Source organism: Tessaracoccus caeni (assembly GCF_029211185.1).
Classification (GTDB): domain Bacteria; phylum Actinomycetota; class Actinomycetes; order Propionibacteriales; family Propionibacteriaceae; genus Arachnia; species Arachnia caeni.
Window position 1 is genome coordinate 50769 of record NZ_JARGDO010000007.1, and the last position, 17280, is coordinate 68048.

The 17280-nt window shown below is 67.8% G+C and carries 13 protein-coding genes; 10 read left to right on the forward strand and 3 right to left on the reverse strand.

Translation table 11 applies throughout. The features are described 5' to 3' along the window. Positions 1-59: 59 nt before the first annotated feature. Positions 60-1640, reverse strand: coding sequence for a CAP domain-containing protein (locus P0D62_RS07835; RefSeq protein ID WP_275702076.1), 1581 nt, complete (start codon positions 1638-1640; stop codon positions 60-62). Between the two features lie 83 nt (positions 1641-1723). On the opposite strand from P0D62_RS07835, the gene nagA reads away from it, so the two are divergent. From nagA to P0D62_RS07880, 9 genes are all read left to right on the forward strand, one after another. Continuing rightward, the gene (nagA, locus tag P0D62_RS07840) at positions 1724-2854 is read left to right on the forward strand and encodes an N-acetylglucosamine-6-phosphate deacetylase (protein ID WP_275702077.1); all 1131 of its coding nucleotides are present in this window, start codon (positions 1724-1726) and stop codon (positions 2852-2854) included. Positions 2855-3054: 200 nt separating this feature from the next. Next, the gene (locus P0D62_RS07845; protein ID WP_275702078.1) at positions 3055-3750 is read left to right on the forward strand and encodes a metal-dependent transcriptional regulator; all 696 of its coding nucleotides are present in this window, start codon (positions 3055-3057) and stop codon (positions 3748-3750) included. A gap of 3 nt (positions 3751-3753) precedes the next feature. Then, positions 3754-4503: a class I SAM-dependent methyltransferase gene (locus P0D62_RS07850; protein WP_275702079.1), complete on the forward strand. Its 750-nt coding sequence runs from the start codon at positions 3754-3756 to the stop codon at positions 4501-4503. A gap of 171 nt (positions 4504-4674) precedes the next feature. Then, a complete protein-coding gene (trxA, locus tag P0D62_RS07855; RefSeq protein WP_275702080.1) occupies positions 4675-5028 on the forward strand; it encodes a thioredoxin in 354 nt (117 codons plus the stop codon). 171 nt (positions 5029-5199) lie between these two features. After that, positions 5200-6837 carry an NAD(P)-binding protein gene (locus tag P0D62_RS07860; RefSeq protein ID WP_275702081.1) on the forward strand — a complete coding sequence of 546 codons (1638 nt, stop codon included), beginning with the start codon at positions 5200-5202 and terminating at the stop codon, positions 6835-6837. Then, entirely contained in the window at positions 6834-10403 is a 3570-nt protein-coding gene (gene nifJ, locus P0D62_RS07865) for a pyruvate:ferredoxin (flavodoxin) oxidoreductase (protein ID WP_275702082.1), read from the forward strand. Before P0D62_RS07860 ends, nifJ begins: the two co-directional genes overlap by 4 nt. Continuing rightward, positions 10396-11409 (forward strand): dihydroorotate dehydrogenase-like protein, encoded by a 1014-nt coding sequence (locus tag P0D62_RS07870; protein ID WP_275702083.1) that lies wholly within the window; start codon positions 10396-10398, stop codon positions 11407-11409. The genes nifJ and P0D62_RS07870 overlap by 8 nt, the downstream gene beginning before the upstream one ends. A gap of 50 nt (positions 11410-11459) precedes the next feature. After that, positions 11460-11810: a holo-ACP synthase gene (locus P0D62_RS07875; protein WP_275702084.1), complete on the forward strand. Its 351-nt coding sequence runs from the start codon at positions 11460-11462 to the stop codon at positions 11808-11810. Between the two features lie 222 nt (positions 11811-12032). Then, positions 12033-13676 carry an NAD(P)H-hydrate epimerase gene (locus P0D62_RS07880; protein ID WP_275702085.1) on the forward strand — a complete coding sequence of 548 codons (1644 nt, stop codon included), beginning with the start codon at positions 12033-12035 and terminating at the stop codon, positions 13674-13676. A 240-nt stretch (positions 13677-13916) separates the two neighbouring features. Here the strand turns inward: P0D62_RS07880 and P0D62_RS07885 are convergent, their stop codons facing one another. After that, positions 13917-15116, reverse strand: coding sequence for a Dyp-type peroxidase (locus tag P0D62_RS07885; RefSeq protein ID WP_275702086.1), 1200 nt, complete (start codon positions 15114-15116; stop codon positions 13917-13919). A 126-nt stretch (positions 15117-15242) separates the two neighbouring features. Between P0D62_RS07885 and P0D62_RS07890 the strand changes: the two genes are divergently transcribed. Next, the gene (locus P0D62_RS07890; RefSeq protein ID WP_275702087.1) at positions 15243-15737 is read left to right on the forward strand and encodes a copper chaperone PCu(A)C; all 495 of its coding nucleotides are present in this window, start codon (positions 15243-15245) and stop codon (positions 15735-15737) included. Positions 15738-15934: 197 nt separating this feature from the next. On the opposite strand, the gene P0D62_RS07895 is transcribed toward P0D62_RS07890, so the two are convergent. After that, positions 15935-17092, reverse strand: coding sequence for a glycosyltransferase family 4 protein (locus tag P0D62_RS07895; protein ID WP_275702088.1), 1158 nt, complete (start codon positions 17090-17092; stop codon positions 15935-15937). Between the last annotated feature and the right edge of the window lie 188 nt (positions 17093-17280).

Genomic DNA, 17280 nt, shown 5'->3' on the forward strand with positions numbered 1-17280 from the left:
CGGGGCCGGGACGGTAGCTCGATGAGCTCCGATCCCGGCCCCGGGCCGTTTATCTGTGTTCAGCGGACCTGCTTCGTCGCCGTGGAGGTCTTCGTCGTCTTCTTGTAGCCCGACTTGCTGCCGGTGACCGTGACGGTGATCTTCTTGCCTTTGTCCGCCGACTTGAGGGTGTAGGCCGAGGCGGTGGCGCCCGTGATCTTCTTGCCGTCGCGGTACCACTGGTAGGCGTGCGAGACTCCGGAGGGCTTCCAGGTGCCCGGCTTCGCAGCGAGCTTCGTACCCACCTTCGCGGTGCCGCTGATCTTCGGCGTCGGGGCCGAGAAGCTGCCGGAGACCACCTTGGCCGTCGACTTGGACGTGGTGGTGACCTTCTTGTACCAGCCCTTGCTGCCGGTGACCTTGACGGTGATCTTCTTGCCCTTGTCGGCTGACTTGAGGGTGTAAGTGGAGGTGGTGGCGCCCTTGATCTTTTTGCCGTTGCGGTACCACTGGTAGGTGTAGGACGCGCCGGAGGGCTTCCAGGTGCCGGGCTTCGCGGTGAGTTTCTTGCCGACCTTCGCGGTGCCGCTGATCGTCGGCTTCGGGGTCTCGGTGAACTCGGGCGCCGCGCGGAACAGTTTCACCTTGTAGGTGACGGGAGGCAGCGTTCTGGTGACCTCCGCGAGCTTCTCGTCCAACATCGTGGCGGTGATGCCGGTGATGGTCACGAAGTAGGTGTGGACCTTTTCGCCCTTGGGGGCAGGCAGGTCCGGCATCTCCCACACCAGAGTGGGATCGCCCACCCCATCGTCCTCCATGCTGACGATCTTGGTCTTCAGCACGGTGTCCTTGTATGCGACGCGGACCTTGGCCTGCGTGAAGTCATGGTCATCCTCGGCTGACTCGAAGGAGGGGTCGCCGGGCATGGAGTAGGACCAGCGGTTGCTGGTGGGCGTCGTCTCCCAGGGGAAGTAGCCCACCGACGGCCATGCCGTGCCGCGCGTCGGGCGAGAGTTCTCCTGTTTCTCGTCCACCACTCTCAGCGCGTTGGTCATAGTGGTGGTTGCGCTGCCGAACTCCGACGCGGGAGGGTACAAGATCCATCGGCGATGCCCAACGGCGGCGTTGTGGTCGCCGAAGTCGTCCATATACATCGCGATCGCCTCGGCTGCGGGAGTCTCGGTGCCGTCCGCGCTCCAACTGATCGAGAGGTTGGAGGTGTTTGCGCCCACGTAGCCTTCGACGCTGTAGCAGATCCAGTCCTCGGACGGGTCGTGGCTCAGCTCCTGGTTCGCCGCCATCATCAAGGCGGCTTGGGCCGCCACCTTCGATCCCGCTGGGTTCTCCTTGACGGGGTTCAGCCCCGCCATCGCGCGGTAGTAGTTGATGGCTTGGAACGTGGCCTTCTTCGATGCCGAGGACTCCGTGCCCACCGCGGCGGCGGGCTGACGCTCCGGCTGGGTGTTCTTGCACTTGCCCACGTCGCCGGTCCACTGGGGAGCCACGTCGAAGGCGGGCAGCAGTCGCTTGTGGTAGGCCTCGGCCACCGCGTCCTTGTCCCATGTGTCGATCGTCGAGTCCGCGTGCGCGGCGGGGGCGAGGGACGCGCCGGCGACAAGCAGGGCCAGCGACACCGCGGCCGAAAGAACGAGCCTGTTCATGGCAGAACGATAAGGTGCCACCCGCCATCTTGGAGAATCTGGCAGTCATGTCTGCTGCTCGACACGCCAGTAGAGTTGAGTCCATGTCCAGTTTGGAAGTCGATGCCGCTCACGTCGTCACCCCCGAAGGGGTTATTGACAACGCCCGGATCCATGTGAAGGACGGTCGGATCGTCGAGATCGTGCCGGGCGACGGCGGGAATGGCCTGTGGGCGGTGCCGGGGTTCATCGACACCCACTGCCACGGCGCCGTGGGGGTGAGTTTCGGCGACGACGACGTGGCCGCCAATCTCCGCGCCGTCGAGTACCACCGCTCCCAGGGCAGCACCACGCTGTTCGCCTCCACGGTCACGCTGCCGATCGACGTGCTGGAGCGCCAGCTCGCGACGCTGCGCGGCCTCGTCGAGGCGGGTGAGCTGGACGGCATCCATCTGGAGGGCCCCTTCCTGGCCTCCGAGCAGAAGGGCGCGCACCCCGAGGAACTGCTCTGCGACCCCACTCCCGAGCGCGTCGAGCGGCTGATCGCGGCGGGCGGGCCGGCGTTGAAGATGATCACCATGGCGGTGGAGCGCCCCCACATGGAGGCGGCCGTTCGTCGCTTCGTGGAGGCGGGAGTGGTGGTCGCGTTCGGGCACTCGGATGCCGATCTGGCGACGGCCACCGCCTCACTGGACTGGGGCGCCAACGTGGTGACCCACCTTTTCAACGCCATGCGCAGCATCCATCACCGCACGCCCGGGCCCATTCCGGCCCTGCTCACCGATCCGCGTGTGATGTGCGAGCTGATCTGCGATGGCATCCACCTGCATCCGAAGGTGATCGAGATGGCGATCGACGCGGCCGGTCCGGGACGGATCGCCCTGGTCACCGACGCCATGAGCGCCGCTGGGCACGGCGACGGACGCTACGTGCTGGGGGAGTTGGACGTCGTCGTCGACCACGGCACGGCACGGCTGACGACCGACGACGGCACCGAAGGGGCGATCGCCGGGTCCACCCTCACCATGGCCAAGGCCTTCGAGTTGGTGGTGCGCCAGGCGGGGGTCAGCATTCCGATGGCCGCGCTGATGGCCGCGACGACCCCGGCGGCGTGGCACGGCCTGGACGAGGTGGGTTCGCTGGAGCCGGGCAAGCGGGCCGACATCTGTCTCGTCGACGACGATGGTGTCTTGCGTGACGTAATCCGGCGCGGAGTAAGAGGGTTCCGCAAATAGGTGGCGCCGTAGCGAGGACGTACTGGATGGATGACATGGCAAGACGGTAGATCCGAAACTGCCATTGGACATGCCAGTGAGTTCGACAACGAAGCCAGGTCGCCATCCAGTGCGCCGCAGTAGGTGCCACCTATTTGCGGAATCTCTAACGCTGCGGCGATAGACTCACGCGGGAGGACTTCGACGCGGAGGATTGAACGATGAGTGGCGACCTGATCGATACGACGGAGATGTACCTGCGCACGGTGTACGAACTCCTGGAGGAGGGCGTGCCGCCGCTGCGTGCGCGCATCGCCGAGCGTCTGCACCAATCCGGGCCGACGGTGTCGCAGACCGTGGCGCGGATGGAACGCGACGGGCTGGTCGTCGTCGAACCCAGCCGCACGATCCGGCTCACCCAAGAGGGTGCACGGCTTGCCCGCGATGTGATGCGCAAGCACCGGTTGGCCGAGTGCCTGCTCACCGAGGTGATCGGTCTCGAGTGGGAGAAGGTGCACGACGAGGCATGCCGCTGGGAGCACGTCATCTCCATCGACGTGGAGAAGCGCCTGGTGGAGATCCTGGGCGCGCCGCGGTTCTCGCCCTACGGCAACCCCATTCCCGGGCTGCGGCCGCTGGGCGTGGACGCCCATCCGGTGCGTTTCCGTGAGGGCGCCGAGCCGCTGGGATCGCAGGCCGGCGACGAACCCCGTCGCTTCACGCTGGTGCGGATGAGCGAGTACTTCCAGGCCGACTCCGACGTGCTGGCGGAGCTCGCCGCCGCCGGACTGCGTCCGGGCACCTCGTTCGAGGCGGTCCGCACCCCGCGGGGCGTGCGCCTCCTGCTCGCTGACGAGTCCACGCTGGAACTGCCCGGAGGTTCCGCCGATCTCCTGTTCGTCGCCGGAGAGGAATGACCGGTGTCCGAGGCCAACGGGCGGTGGGACGGCGGCAATAGCCCCGGATCGATCGAGGCGGTGCTCAGTCGCGCCCGCGGCGGGGAGCAGACCTCCTACGACTGGCTGGCCCGGGCGGTATCCGACTCGGCCATCCGCGTGCTGGATCTCGCCTGCGGTGCCGGCGCGATGATCGAGCGGCTCGACAAGCCCGGACGTCTCGTCGTCGGTCTGGATCTTTCGGAGCCGGAGTTGGCCGAGGCCGCCGCCCGGGGGCGCTGGCCCCTGGTGCGAGCCGACGGCGGCTATCTGCCCTTCCAGGACGGCTGTTTCGACGCCGTGGTCTCCTCCATCGGCCTGGCGGTGGTGCCGGATCGCGAGCGCCTGTTCACCGAGGTGTCGCGGGTGCTCCGGCCGGGGGGCGTCTTCGCCGGTCTCACGCCGTCGTTGCGTCCGCTCAATATCGAGAACGCCAGGTTGCTCAGCCAGCTGAGCAGGCACCTGCGCCGCACCGCCCAGCTGCCGGGCTTCGTCGAGTTCAAGGCGAAGCGGATGCTGAACTCGGCGGGGCTCACCAAGTCGGAGGATTCCCGCGCCCGCTACTTCTTCGAGGTGCACAACGCCGCCGACGCGGAGGTGCTCTTCGACGGGCTCCGCGCGCCCAAGGATCCCGCCCGTCGCGCCGCCGCCACGGCCTTCCTGCTGAGCCGTGCCGACCGCCATGGCTCGGTGCGCGTCCCCTTGCCGATGCGCAGGATCACCGCGATCAAGTAACGCTCTCTCGCGCTCTCCTCGAGGCTCGGCCGCGGGCGGCCTCGCACCTCGAAGAGCGTAGGGGTCACCACAGAGAGTGTGATGTACCCCCTGGGGTATGGGAATAATTCGGGTAGCATGGCGGTTGAACCCTCTGTAGAACGAAGAACACACTGCCGAAAGGGCATTCTCATGGCCACCATCGCACTGACGTCCGCCGACTTCGCGAGCACCATCGACGGCAACGACGTCGTCCTCATCGACTTCTGGGCCGAATGGTGTCCCCCGTGCAAGCGCTTCGGTCCGATCTATGAGGACGCCTCAGGTCGGCATGAGGGCGTGGTGTTCGGCAAGGTGGATACCGAGGACGCGCGCGACCTGGCTGCGGCTCTCGAGATCCAGTCGATCCCGACGATCATGGCCTTCCGCGATGGTCAGATGGTGTTCCGCCAGGCGGGCCTGCTCAGCGGCAAGCAGCTCGATTCGTTGATCGAGCAGATCAAGGCACTGGACATGGAGGCCCTCCGGGCTCAGGCGCAGGGCTGATCCCCCGTCAGCCGGTCTCGAAGTTATCCACAATCGCCCGTCTCGCAGGAGGCGGGCGATTGTGGTATTTACAACGCCTTCTCCTTGTCAAAATGTAATCGATCCCGCTGCCACGTGGGTTATTGGGGATAACTACTATGAGTCGTAGAAACTGCGACGCTAGGAGTCCCCATGGCACAGGAGCCGAAGGATCTGACCGTACTTCCCGACCTCGCGCAGGGGTTGGGACGCGTGGCTCCGGTGCGCAGCCGCAAGCCCGTCTACCTGGACATGCTGCCTCCGTGTAACGCGGCCTGCCCGGCGGGGGAGAACATCCAGGAGTGGCTGCGCCTGATCAAGGCCGGCGAGGAGGAGGCCGCGTGGCGCCAGCTCACCCGCGACAACCCGTTCCCCGCCATCCATGGCCGCGTCTGCTACCACCCGTGCGAGACGGCCTGCAATCGCGGCGACTTAGACGAGGCCGTCTCGATCCGCTCAGTGGAGCGTTTTCTCGGCGACCTGGCCATCGAGAAGGGCTGGACCTTCACCAAACCGGCGCGGCCGACGCGGCATCGCGTGCTGGTGGTCGGGGCCGGTCCATCGGGGCTGTCGGCCGCCTATCACCTGACCAGGCTGGGCCACACCGTCGAGATCCACGACGCGGGCGAACGGCCCGGCGGAATGATGCGCTACGGCATCCCGGAGTACCGGCTGCCCCGTGACGTCCTCGATGCCGAGATCGGGCGGTTGGTCGACATGGGCATCGCGTTCAAGCAGAACGTCACCATCAAGAACCTGCTGGACACCCAGGAGGAGGGCGGCTTCGACGCGGTGTTCGTCGCGGTGGGCGCGCACCTCAGCCGGCGGGTGGACATCCCCAGCGGGGACGCGACTCGCATCGTCGACGCGGTCAGCTTCCTGCGCGACGTCGCCTCCGGCGAGCGCCCCGTGATCGGACGCAGAGTGGCGGTCTACGGCGGCGGCAACACCGCCATGGATGCCGCCCGCGTGGCGCGGCGGCTGGGGGCCGAGGAGTCGGTGATCGTCTACCGGCGGACGCAAGAACAGATGCCGGCCCACGAGGAGGAGCGGCTGGACGCCGAGCGCGAGGGCGTCAAGATGAACTGGCTGCGCACCATCACGGAGATGGACGACAAGGACTTGACGGTCGAGATCATGGAACTCGACGAGAACGGCCGCGCTCGCGGCACCGGACGCTTCGAGCGGCTCGAGGCCGACACCGTGATCCTGGCGGTGGGCCAGCGCGCCGACACCAACTTCCTGCACGCGGTGCCCGGCATGACGTTCAAGGACGACGTGGTCGACGTCGACCCCGCCACCCTGATGACGGCGGTGCCGGGCATCTTCGCCGGTGGCGACGCGGTGCCCTCCGATCGCACGGTCACCGTCGGCGTGGGCCACGGAAAGAAGGCTGCCAACCGGATCGACGCCTGGCTCAACCTGGAACACCCGCTGAACCCGGTGAAGCACCCCATCGTGAGCCTGAATCAGATGAACATCTGGTACTTCGGCGGCCACGACCGGCGCACCGCCGAGGAAGCGGAGGCCTCCGAGCGGGTGACCAGCTTCACCGAGATCGTTGCCGGCCTCACCCCCGACGAGGCCCGCTTCGAGGCGGAGCGCTGCCTGTCCTGCGGAAACTGCTTCGAGTGCGACGGCTGCTTCGGCGCGTGCCCCGAGGACGCCGTGATCAAGCTGGGCAAGGGCAAGCGATATCGCTTCGACTATGAGCTCTGCACCGGCTGCGCCGCGTGCTACGACCAGTGCCCCGTGCACGCCATCGAGATGATCAAGGAGGCTCAGCGATGAGGAAGATCATCGACGGCAACGAGGCGGCGGCCGACGTCGCCTACCGCGTCAGCGAGCTGTGTTCGATCTACCCGATCACGCCCAGCTCCACCATGGCCGAGCTGGCCGACGAGTGGTCGGCCAAGAGGCGGGCCAACGTGTGGGGGCAGGTGCCCACTGTGATCGAGATGCAGTCGGAGGGCGGCGCCGCCGGCGCCATGCACGGCGCGCTGCAGGCGGGCGCGCTGTCCACCACCTTCACCGCGTCGCAGGGCCTGCTGCTGATGATCCCCAACATGTACCGGATCGCCGGCGAGCTCACCTCCACGGTGTTCCACGTGGCCGCGCGCTCGCTGGCCACCCAGGGTCTGTCGATCTTCGGCGATCACCAGGACGTGATGGGCGTGCGCCAGACCGGTGTCTGCATGCTGAGTTCCGCCTCCGTCCAGGAGGCGCATGACTTCGCCGCCATCTCGCATCGCGCCACGCTCGAGACGCGGCTGCCGTTCGTGCACTTCTTCGACGGCTTCCGCACCTCGCACGAGCTCAACGTCGTCGAGATGATCGACGACGAGCAGCTGCGCAGCTTCGTGCCGCGCAAGCTGGTGCTGGAGCATCGTTCGCGGGCGCTGAGCCCCGACAACCCGTTCATCCGCGGCACCGCGCAGAACCCGGACACCTACTTCCAGTCCCGCGAGACCGCCAACCTCTTCTACGACTGGACGCCGGCCGTGGTGGCGCACGTGATGGATCAGTTCGCCGAGCTGACCGGGCGCCGCTACCAGCTCGTCGACTATCACGGTGCCCCGGATGCGGAGCGCGTCGTCGTCGTGATGGGCTCCGGCGCCGAAGCCATCCTGCCGGTCGTCGATGCGCTGAACGCCGACGGCCAGAAGGTGGGGGTGCTCCAGGTGCGGCTCTACCGGCCGTTCCCGAACGAAGCCTTCCTGGCCGCCCTGCCCGAGACTGCGCGCCGGATCGCGGTGCTGGATCGCACCAAGGAGCCCGGCGGCTCCGGCGAACCGATGTTCCTCGACGTGACCAGCGCGCTCGCCGAGGCCACCGCTGCCGGCCGGCGTGCCGAGTTGCCCCATGTGATCGGCGGGCGCTACGGGCTGTCGTCGAAGGAGTTCACCCCGGCGATGGCCAAGGGCATCTTCGAGGAGCTGGCCGGCGACGCGCCCAAGCCGCGCTTCACCGTCGGCATCAACGACGACGTCACCAGGCTCTCGCTCGACTACGACGCCGCGCTCGACCTGGAGGATCCCGAGACGCTGCGGGCCGTGTTCTACGGCCTGGGATCGGATGGCACCGTCGGCGCCAACAAGAACACCATCAAGATCCTCGGCGACGACGGGCAGCGCTATGCCCAGGGTTACTTCGTCTACGACTCGAAGAAGTCGGGCTCGCGCACCGTCTCGCACCTGAGGTTCGGGCCCAACCCGATCAAGGCGCCGTATCTGGTGAGCCAGGCGGGATTCATCGGCTGCCATCACTGGTCGATCCTGGAGCGCGTCGACGTGCTGGAGTTCGCGCGCCCCGGCACCGTGCTGCTGGTGAACTCGCCGTATGGCGACGAGACCTTCGATCGGCTGCCGCTGCCGATGCAGCAGCGCATCATCGAGCTGGGCATCCAGCTCTATGCGATCGACGCGGGCCGCGTCGCGCGGGCGGCGGGGCTGGGCTCGCGCACCAACACGATCCTGCAGACCTGCTTCTTCGCCATCTCGGGCGTGCTGCCGCAGGTGGACGCGATCATCAAGGTGAAAGACGCGATCTCCAAGACCTATGCCCGCAAGTCGGCCGAGGTGGTGCGCAAGAACCACCTGGCCGTCGACGAGTCGTTGGCCCATCTGCACCGGATCGCGGTGCCGGGCGTGCCCACCTCCGAGCACGGCCTGATCCCGCCGGTGCCGGCCGACGCGCCCAAGTTCGTGCGCTCCGTCACCGCCCAGATGCTGCTGGGCCGGGGCGACGACCTGCCGGTCTCTGCGATGCCCATCGACGGCACCTACCCGTCGGGCACCACCCAGTACGAGAAGCGCAACATCTCGGAGATCGTGGCGGAGTGGGATCCGGAGGCCTGTATCCAGTGCGGCAACTGCGTCTTCGTCTGCCCGCATGCGGTGCTGCGGGCCAAGAGCTATCCGTGCTCGGCGGCGGAGGGCGCGCCCGATGGCTTCTTGATGGCGCCGCTGAACGCCGCCGGCTTGCCGCAGACCAACTACACGCTGCAGGTCTACGTCGAGGACTGCACGGGCTGCGGGCTGTGCGTCGAGGCGTGCCCGGTCAAGCCGATCGGGCAGCCCAACCGGCGGGCGATCAATCTGGTGCCCAAGCTGGAGCGGGAGGCCGACAAGGCCGCGATCGAGTTCTTCGAGGAGATCCCGCAGAACCGGCGCGAGCGCGTCGACTTCGGCACCGTGCGCGGCACCCAGTTCCTTGAGCCGCTGTTCGAGTTCTCTGGCGCCTGCTCCGGCTGTGGCGAGACGCCGTACCTGAAGCTGCTCACCCAGCTCTTCGGCGACCGGCTGATCGTCGCCAACGCGACCGGGTGCTCGTCGATCTACGGCGGCAACCTGCCCACCACGCCGTGGGCGAAGAACGCTCAAGGGCGCGGGCCCGCGTGGTCGAACTCGCTGTTCGAGGACAATGCCGAGTTCGGCTTGGGCATGCGGCTGGCCGCTGACCTGCACGCCGACCTGGCCCGCGTCCGGCTGGAGGAGTTGCGCGATGAGATCGGCGACGACGACCTGGTGCGCTCCCTGCTGGACGCCGTACAACAGCATGGTTCGCAACTGGTGGCCCAGCAGCAGCGGGTGACGCAGCTGCAGGAACGGCTGAAGCATCTGTCCGGGCCGCAGGTCGAGGATCTGAAGTCGGTGGCCGATCACCTGCTGCGTCGCTCTGTCTGGATCGTCGGCGGCGACGGCTGGGCCTACGACATCGGCTCCTCCGGCGTCGACCACGTGCTCGCCTCGGGGCGCAACGTCAACGTCCTTGTGCTGGACACCGAGGTCTACTCGAACACCGGCGGCCAGGCGTCGAAGGCGACGCCGCTCGGTTCGGTGGCCAAGTTCGCCTCGGGCGGCAAGCAGACCATCAAGAAGGATCTGGCGTTGCAGGCCACGTCCTACGGCTCGGTCTACGTCGCGCGGGTGGCGATGGGCGCGGATCCGCAGCAGACGCTGACCGCCTTCCGCGAGGCCGAGGCCTACGACGGGCCCAGCCTGATCATCGCCTACAGCCACTGCATCGCCCACGGCTACGACATCCGCAAGGGTCTGGATCAGCAGTACAAGGCCGTGAACTCCGGCCACTGGCCGTTGATGCGCTACAACCCGGTGGTGCGCGAACAGGGCGGCAATCCGTTCCTGCTGGATTCGCCGCGGCCGCGACTCACGCTGCGGCAGTACCAGAAGGCGGAGCTGCGCTACCAGGTGCTGCGTGCGTCGGATCCCGCCGAGGCTGACCGCCTGCTCACGCTGGGCCAGGCCCAGGTGGACCGCCGCTGGAGGGAATACGAAGAACTGGCCACCAGGGGTGCGGAACGCTTCACCCCGGATACGAGGAGGGACGATGGCTGATCTCACAACCACCTATATGGGGCTGGGGCTGCGCAACCCCGTCGTCGCTTCGGCGGGGCCGCTTTCGCAAACGGTGGACAGCATCCGGCAGCTGGCCGACGGTGGTGTCGGTGCCGTGGTGATGTACTCGCTGCTGGAGGAGCAGCTGCGGCGCGAGGAGGCCCGGATGGAGGAGCTGGCCGAGCTGCACGACGACACCTTCGCCGAGGCGCTCAGCATGTTCCCGTCCGTGGTGCGCGTGGCGGAGGATCCGGTGCAGCGCTACCTGACCCTGGTGGAGAATGCCGCCAAGGCCATCGACGTGCCGCTGATCGCGTCGATGAACGGATCGACGCTGGGCGGCTGGACGCGGATCGCGCGGCAGCTCCAGGAGGCCGGAGCGGCCGGCATCGAGCTGAACATCTACTTCGTGCCCGGCGACGTCACCACCTCGGGAGACCAGGTGGAGAGGCGGCACCTGGAGATCCTCGGGGCCGTGAAGTCGGTGGTCGACATCCCGGTGGCGGTGAAGCTGGCGCCGTTCTTCTCGTCCTTCGGCAACATGGCGGTGCAGCTCGACAACGTCGGGGCGGATGCCCTGGTGCTGTTCAACCGCTTCCTGCAGCCGGACATCAACGTCGACCGGATGCAGGTGGAGGCCGGAGTGACGCTGTCCGCTCCGAATGAGGCGCGCCTGCCGCGCACCTGGATCGCGGCGCTGCGGGGCAAGCTGTCGGCATCGCTGGCGGCCACGACGGGCGTCGATCAGCCGGAGGACGTGATCAAGTACATCCTGGCCGGTGCCGATGTCGTGATGACCACCTCGGCACTCGTGCGTCGCGGCCCGGCCTATGCCCGGACGCTGGTCGACGGGTTGGGGGAGTGGCTCGACGCTCACGGCCTCGCCTTGGACCAGGCCCGAGGCCTGTTGGGCGTTCCCGCGGAGGCCGAGGCCGACGCCTACGCTCGGGCCGGCTACGTCACCGCCTTGGAGAAGGCCCGCAGCCAATACGGCTCCCTGCGCTGACCGTTCGACGCGCCGTGAGGTGCGCCGAGAACTCGGAGTAGGGTGTGCCCATGATCGTTGGCATTGGCACCGACCTCGTCGTCATCGAACGATTCCAGGCCATGCTGGCCCGCCGGCCCCGGTTGAGCGAGCGGCTCCTGACCGACGGGGAGCGCGCGCTTTCCGTCGAGTCGCAGGCGGCCCGGTTCGCGGCCAAGGAAGCGCTGGCCAAGGCGCTGGGCTCGCCCGGCGGAATGCGCTGGCTCGACTGCGAGGTGGTCAAGACGGAGGCCGGTGTGCCCAGCTTCCGCACCTACGGGTCGGTGGCGGCTCGGATCGCCGAATTGAGCATCGAGACCATCCATCTGTCCTTGTCGCACGATGGCGGCTTCGCCACCGCGATGGTCGTCTGCGAAAAATGAGAGCGCCTCTCCGAGCCGATCTGGCCTCGCTCATTGCGTTCTATGGCTTTCCCACCGATGATGCCGGTCGACGCTCGATGGAGATTGTTCTTACTGATGCGACGCCCGGTGGCTACGGATCGGGTCTGACGAGTCTGGTCGGCCGGCGATGAAGATCGTCTTCGCTGCTGATCTGATGTCCGGTAGCGCCGGTTCTTCCTTCACGATGCTGGTTGGTCGGCGATGAGGCCGGTCGTCAGCGCGGACGAGATGCGGGCTGCGGAGGACGCGGTCTTCGCGGCTGAACCCGGCGTCGACCTGATGTCTCGCGCCGCGGCAGCGGTCGTGGAGATTACCGAGGTGATGGCCGAGGGCCCGGTGCTGGTGCTCGTCGGATCGGGCAACAACGGAGGAGACGGACTGTTCGCCGCGGCGAGGTTGGCGGCGTCGCGCCCGGTGTCGCTGTGGTTGGTGGGCTCCGCGGTACACGCCGAGGGCGTGGCCGCCGCGCGAGCGGCGGGGTGCAGGGAGCTGGATGCGGCCGGTGCCGTCGCGGCCCTCGACGAGACGAGCTTGGTGATCGACGCGCTCGTCGGTATCGGCGGGCGCCCCGGATTGCGTCCGGAGGCTGCGGTGCTGGCCGAAGCCTGCGAGGCGCTGGGCGTCCCGGTGCTGGCGGTGGAGCTTCCCAGCGGCCTGGATGCCGACTCGGGGCACGCCCATCCGAGCTTCCGCGCTGCCCGCACCGTGACCTTCGCCGCGCCCAAGCGCTGCCACGTTCTGGAACCGGCGAGGAGCCGCTGCGGGCGGGTGATCGTCGCGGAGATCGGCGTTCCGGTGCCAGAGACCGGGCTTCGTCAGATCGACGAGGCCGACGTCGCGCGCTGGTGGCCAGTGCCGGACTGGTCGAGCGACAAGTACTCGCGAGGCGTCGTCGGACTGCATGCCGGATCGCGGCTGTATCCCGGGGCGGCGATCCTGAGCTGCGCGGGCGCGCTGGGTGCCGGCGCCGGGATGGTTCGCTACCTGGGCGCCTCCGGCAAGGGCCTGATCCTCGGGCGGTTTCCCAGCGTGGTCACGGCCCCGGGCAGAGTGCAGGCTCACGTCGTCGGTTCGGGGTGGGGCGAGTCCAACCCGGAGCTGCTGCGCCGCCTCAAGAACTCCGGCCTACCCGTCGTCGCCGACGCCGACGCCCTCGCCTCGCTGCCCCTTGGAGACGGTTCGGGCGGGCCTGCCGAGTCGCCGGTTGGCGGTGTGGGCGTGCTTGCTGGGCCGCCGGTTGGAACGGGTGCATCCGTCGCGCGTGTGGTGTCGCCTGAGGTTGCTGCGCGTTCCGTGTCGTCTGTGGGTGATGCGTGTCCCGTGGACCCCGACGCTGCCGCGCGTGCCGGGTGCCTGGTTGGTACCGATGCGGATCCGTTGACTACGACCCAAGCGTCTGGGGTTTCCGCTCGTCCGGGTGCTGCTGACGACTTGTTACACGGTTGGCTGCTCACCCCTCATGCGGGGGAGTTGGCTCGGTTGCTGGGGGTCGAGCGGGCTGCGGTGGTGGCTGACCCCGTCGGTCACGCGCGGGCGGCTGCGGCGGCGACGGGAGCGACGGTGCTACTGAAGGGAGCGACGCAGTGCGTTGCTGAGCCGAATGGCCGGGTGACCTTCGCCGTGGCTGGTCCCGCCTGGACGGCCCAAGCCGGTTCGGGTGACGTGCTGGCGGGAGCTGCCGGATCTCTGCTGGCTGCGGGCTTGGAGCCGTGGAAGGCTGGCGTCTTGGCCGCGAGCTTGCAGGCCATGACCGCTCGTCGTCATCCCGGTCCGCTCACCCCCGACGCCCTGGCTGCCCACTTCCCCTCCGTGATCGGAGACATCACCACCACCCACGCTCTTTGAGGTGCGAGCGAAGCGAGCCTCGACAATCAGGACGAGTGCGAAGCACCATCTACGCTCTTTGAGGTGCGAGCGAAGCGAGCCTCGACAATCAGGACGAGCGCGAAGCACCAATGACGCTCTTTGAGGTGCGAAGGCTCAGGGCGAGGAACGAGCCCAAAGCCGTAGCCTCGAAAAGAGCCACCCCCAGCCCACCAGCAGCCCCAGCCACACGTCGCGCACCCCGATGAGCGGGAACGCACATCAGCGGGCGATGGACAGCAACCCTTCACCGATCCAGCCGCCCTGCGGGATGCCTGGGGGAATGGCGAAGACGGCAGAGCCGATCGCAGTGGTCCACTCGTTCAACGCGTCCGACTCGTCGAGGGTGCGCTGCACGGGGATGAACTGGCCGGCGATGCTGGCTTGGAAGGCGCAGAAGATGAGGCCGGCCGTGGAGCGCAGTTCCCCGTCGACCCATTCCTCGTGCGTGTAGTTGACGGCCCGACGCAGCATCCGACGGCCGTTGTTGGCGTCGGGATGCGAGCGCCGGGCGTGCGCGTCGAGGGCGATGACCGGAACACCGTCGACGGTGGCCTCGAGGTCGAGTTCGTCCTCCTCGCGTTCCCCGGTGAGTGGTGCGCCGACGGGAAGGTCGCGCCCGATGGCCGCCTCCTGACGATCCCGGGTGAGCTCGTCCCAGGTGTCGAGGTTCATCTCGATCCGGCGGATCACCAGCTGTGTGCCGCCGGTGAGCCAGCCGTCGGTGGACCACAGCGTCTCTGCCAGGGTGTCACCGTCGGGGTTGCTGGAGCCGTCCACCTGACCGAACAGGTTTCGTCCGGTGACTGCTTTGCCCTCCGAGTCGAATCCACGCCAGGAACCCGACTGGGTCCAGCGTCGTCGTGCGAACGGGGCGGCGTCGGAGACCAGCCGCCGCACCGCGTAGTCGACGCTGGTGCCATCGTCGGCGGAGACCCAGACCAGCAGATCGCCGCCGTTCCAGCGGTCGTCGAGCCGGTCGTGGGTCATGGGTGGAATGTCCTGGAAGCCGGCGGGGCGGTGCGCCTCGAGGCCGGGCAGCTCGAACACGCGCGGACCGTAGCCGACGAGCACCGACATCGAAACGGCCGCTTGCGCCATGTCCGGGAGCGTGTCACCGGCCACAGGTCGACCCGCCATCAGCGCATCGATCACCGGTGACCAGACCCGCATCAACCGGCCGAGCGCGGCCGCATCGGTTTCGGGCAGCAAGTCGAAGGCGATCAACTGGTTGGCGGCGGCTGTGGGAGTGAGGATGCCGGGCTGGTGGGAGCCGAAAGCGGAGTACCGCTGGTTCAGTACATGGTGGCGCTCGGGCTCCGGGTCGGGCTTGGTCATCCAGCCGCCTGCGAAGCCCGCTGCCGCACCGACGCCCGTGGCGCCGGCGTACCCGAAGAGGCCGCGACGGGACACCGGAGACATGCGTCCGAGTCTAGCTAGCATTCCTCTGACGATGAGAAACGCACACTCGCGCCTGATTTCGAGGGTAGAACCGGTCTCCAGCGGGTTGAGTGTGAGTTTCTCATCGCGAGGGTAGGCTCAGGAGGCGTGAAGCGCGTCTCAGTTGTGTTGATTGCCGCCGTCGTCGGGCTGTCGGGCTGCGGGGGAGGGGCCTCGGCCGAACCTCCCGGGGTGTTGGCGGCCGACGCGTGGGTGCGCACCACCGACGATGCTGAGCGCCCCGACATGACCGCCCTGTTCGTGAACTTCACCAACCCCGGCGACTCCGACGTGACCCTCACCGGTGCCGACTGTGGCGATGTCGCTGAGAGCGCAGAGATTCACGAGATGGTGATGGAGGACGGCCAGATGCTGATGCGTAAGGCCGAAAACGGAGTGGTGGTCAAGGCCGGCTCCCACGAGCATCTCGCCCCCGGAGGGCCTCACGTCATGCTGATGGGCCTCACCCGCGAACTCCCTGCGGGCAGCGAAGAAGTCTCCTGCACGCTCACCTTCGACAACGGTCAGACCATCGACGTCACCGCCCCCGTCAAGCAGTTCACCGAGGAACAGGACACCTACCACACCCACGAAGAGGACTGAGGACCGAGAGCACGCTCCTTGAGGTGCGAGGCCGTTCGCGGCCGAGCCTCGAAAGGTCGTGACCATTCGAGAGGGCCTGGTTGCGCAGGCTCTTTTCGAGGCTCGCTTCGCTCGCACCTCAAAGAGCGTCATGGGTGCTTCGCGCTCGTCTTGATTGTCGAGGCTCGCTTCGCTCGCACCTCAAAGAGCGTGAACTCTCAGGGGACCTGGGTGAGGTTCTGGGCGGGGCGGGAGGCGCCTCGGACCGTCATGCGAGTGGTCCGCCGGTAGTGGTCCATCAGTTCCTCGCAGACCGTCTCCCAGGTGCGGCCCTCGACGGAGCGACGCGCCGCTGCGGCGAAGACGGCGCGCTTGGCGTCGTCGCCGATGAGGTCGACGACGAACCGGCGCAAAGCGTCCAGGTCGCGGGGCTCGTAGAGCCAGCCGGTGCGGGAATGATCGATCAGATCGATGGGGCCACCGCGTGCGGGCGCCACCACCGGCACACCGGAGGCCTTGGCCTCCTGGATGGCCTGGCAGAAGGTCTCGAGGTCACCGGGGTGCACGAAGAGGTCCAGTGAGGCCATCGCGACGGGCAGCTTGTCGCCCTGCAACTGGCCGAGGAAAGTGGCTCCGGGGAGAGCGGCTTCGAGCTGGCGCCGGTTGGGGCCGTCGCCGATGATGAGCAGCTTGGTTCCCGGGATGTCGGCCAGCACCGCCAGATCCTCGACGCGCTTCTCGCTGGCGAGCCGACCCATGTAGCCGATCAGCCGCTCGCCGTTCGGCGCGTGCAGCTCGCGGAAGGCGTCGCTGCGGCGCGAGGGGTGGAAGCGGGTGGAGTCGACGCCACGTCCCCAGATGCCGACGCGGGGGATGCCCTGCTCCACCAGTTGGCGCTGCGCGAAGGTGGACGGCGCGAAGTTCAGCGTCGCGAGGCTGTGGATCCGGCGGATCTGGTACCAGGCGATCGGCTCCAGCGCGGTGAGGCCGTAGCGGGCCGCGTAGCTGGGGATCTCCGTCTGGTAGATCGCGACGACGGGGATGCCCATGCTGGCGCCCGCGGTGGCGGCCTTGTAGCCGAGCACGAACGGGGCCGCCAGGTGGATCACGTCGGGGCGGTAAGACGCAAGGATCCGCTCGATCGAATGATTGGTGGTGGTGGTGACGCGCACCACGCCGTAACCCGGCAGGCCCACCGACGGCACGGCGTAGACGGGGAAGCCCGCGTACTCGGTGGGCGTGCGGTCTCCGTCGGCCGGGGCGATCACGATGGCGTCGTGGCCGTGCGCGGCGAAATGCTCCAGCAGCCGCAGGACGGAGTTGGTCACTCCATTGACCTGCGGGAGGAACGATTCGGCGACCACAGCTATGCGCACGGTCTTCAGCTTACTCTCGCCGCCCTCAGGACCAACTTTTGACCTGTGGGGGCGTGGTGAGGGTGGCGTGGTTGGCCTGTCGTGCCGCGGTCGTCGGGACTCGAATGGAGTTTCGGCGACAGAACAGTTAGCATAGTGAAGTTGCCTCCTGCCTGTTGTTGACTATTGGTGTGGGGCGGAGTCCAGGA

Coding starts and splice junctions, on each gene's coding strand:
- P0D62_RS07835 (WP_275702076.1), bottom strand. CDS start 1,640: ATGAACAGGCTCGTTCTTTCGGCCGCGGTGTCGCTGGCCCTGCTTGTC.
- nagA (WP_275702077.1), top strand. CDS start 1,724: ATGTCCAGTTTGGAAGTCGATGCCGCTCACGTCGTCACCCCCGAAGGG.
- P0D62_RS07845 (WP_275702078.1), top strand. CDS start 3,055: ATGAGTGGCGACCTGATCGATACGACGGAGATGTACCTGCGCACGGTG.
- trxA (WP_275702080.1), top strand. CDS start 4,675: ATGGCCACCATCGCACTGACGTCCGCCGACTTCGCGAGCACCATCGAC.
- P0D62_RS07860 (WP_275702081.1), top strand. CDS start 5,200: ATGGCACAGGAGCCGAAGGATCTGACCGTACTTCCCGACCTCGCGCAG.
- nifJ (WP_275702082.1), top strand. CDS start 6,834: ATGAGGAAGATCATCGACGGCAACGAGGCGGCGGCCGACGTCGCCTAC.
- P0D62_RS07870 (WP_275702083.1), top strand. CDS start 10,396: ATGGCTGATCTCACAACCACCTATATGGGGCTGGGGCTGCGCAACCCC.
- P0D62_RS07875 (WP_275702084.1), top strand. CDS start 11,460: ATGATCGTTGGCATTGGCACCGACCTCGTCGTCATCGAACGATTCCAG.
- P0D62_RS07880 (WP_275702085.1), top strand. CDS start 12,033: ATGAGGCCGGTCGTCAGCGCGGACGAGATGCGGGCTGCGGAGGACGCG.
- P0D62_RS07885 (WP_275702086.1), bottom strand. CDS start 15,116: ATGTCTCCGGTGTCCCGTCGCGGCCTCTTCGGGTACGCCGGCGCCACG.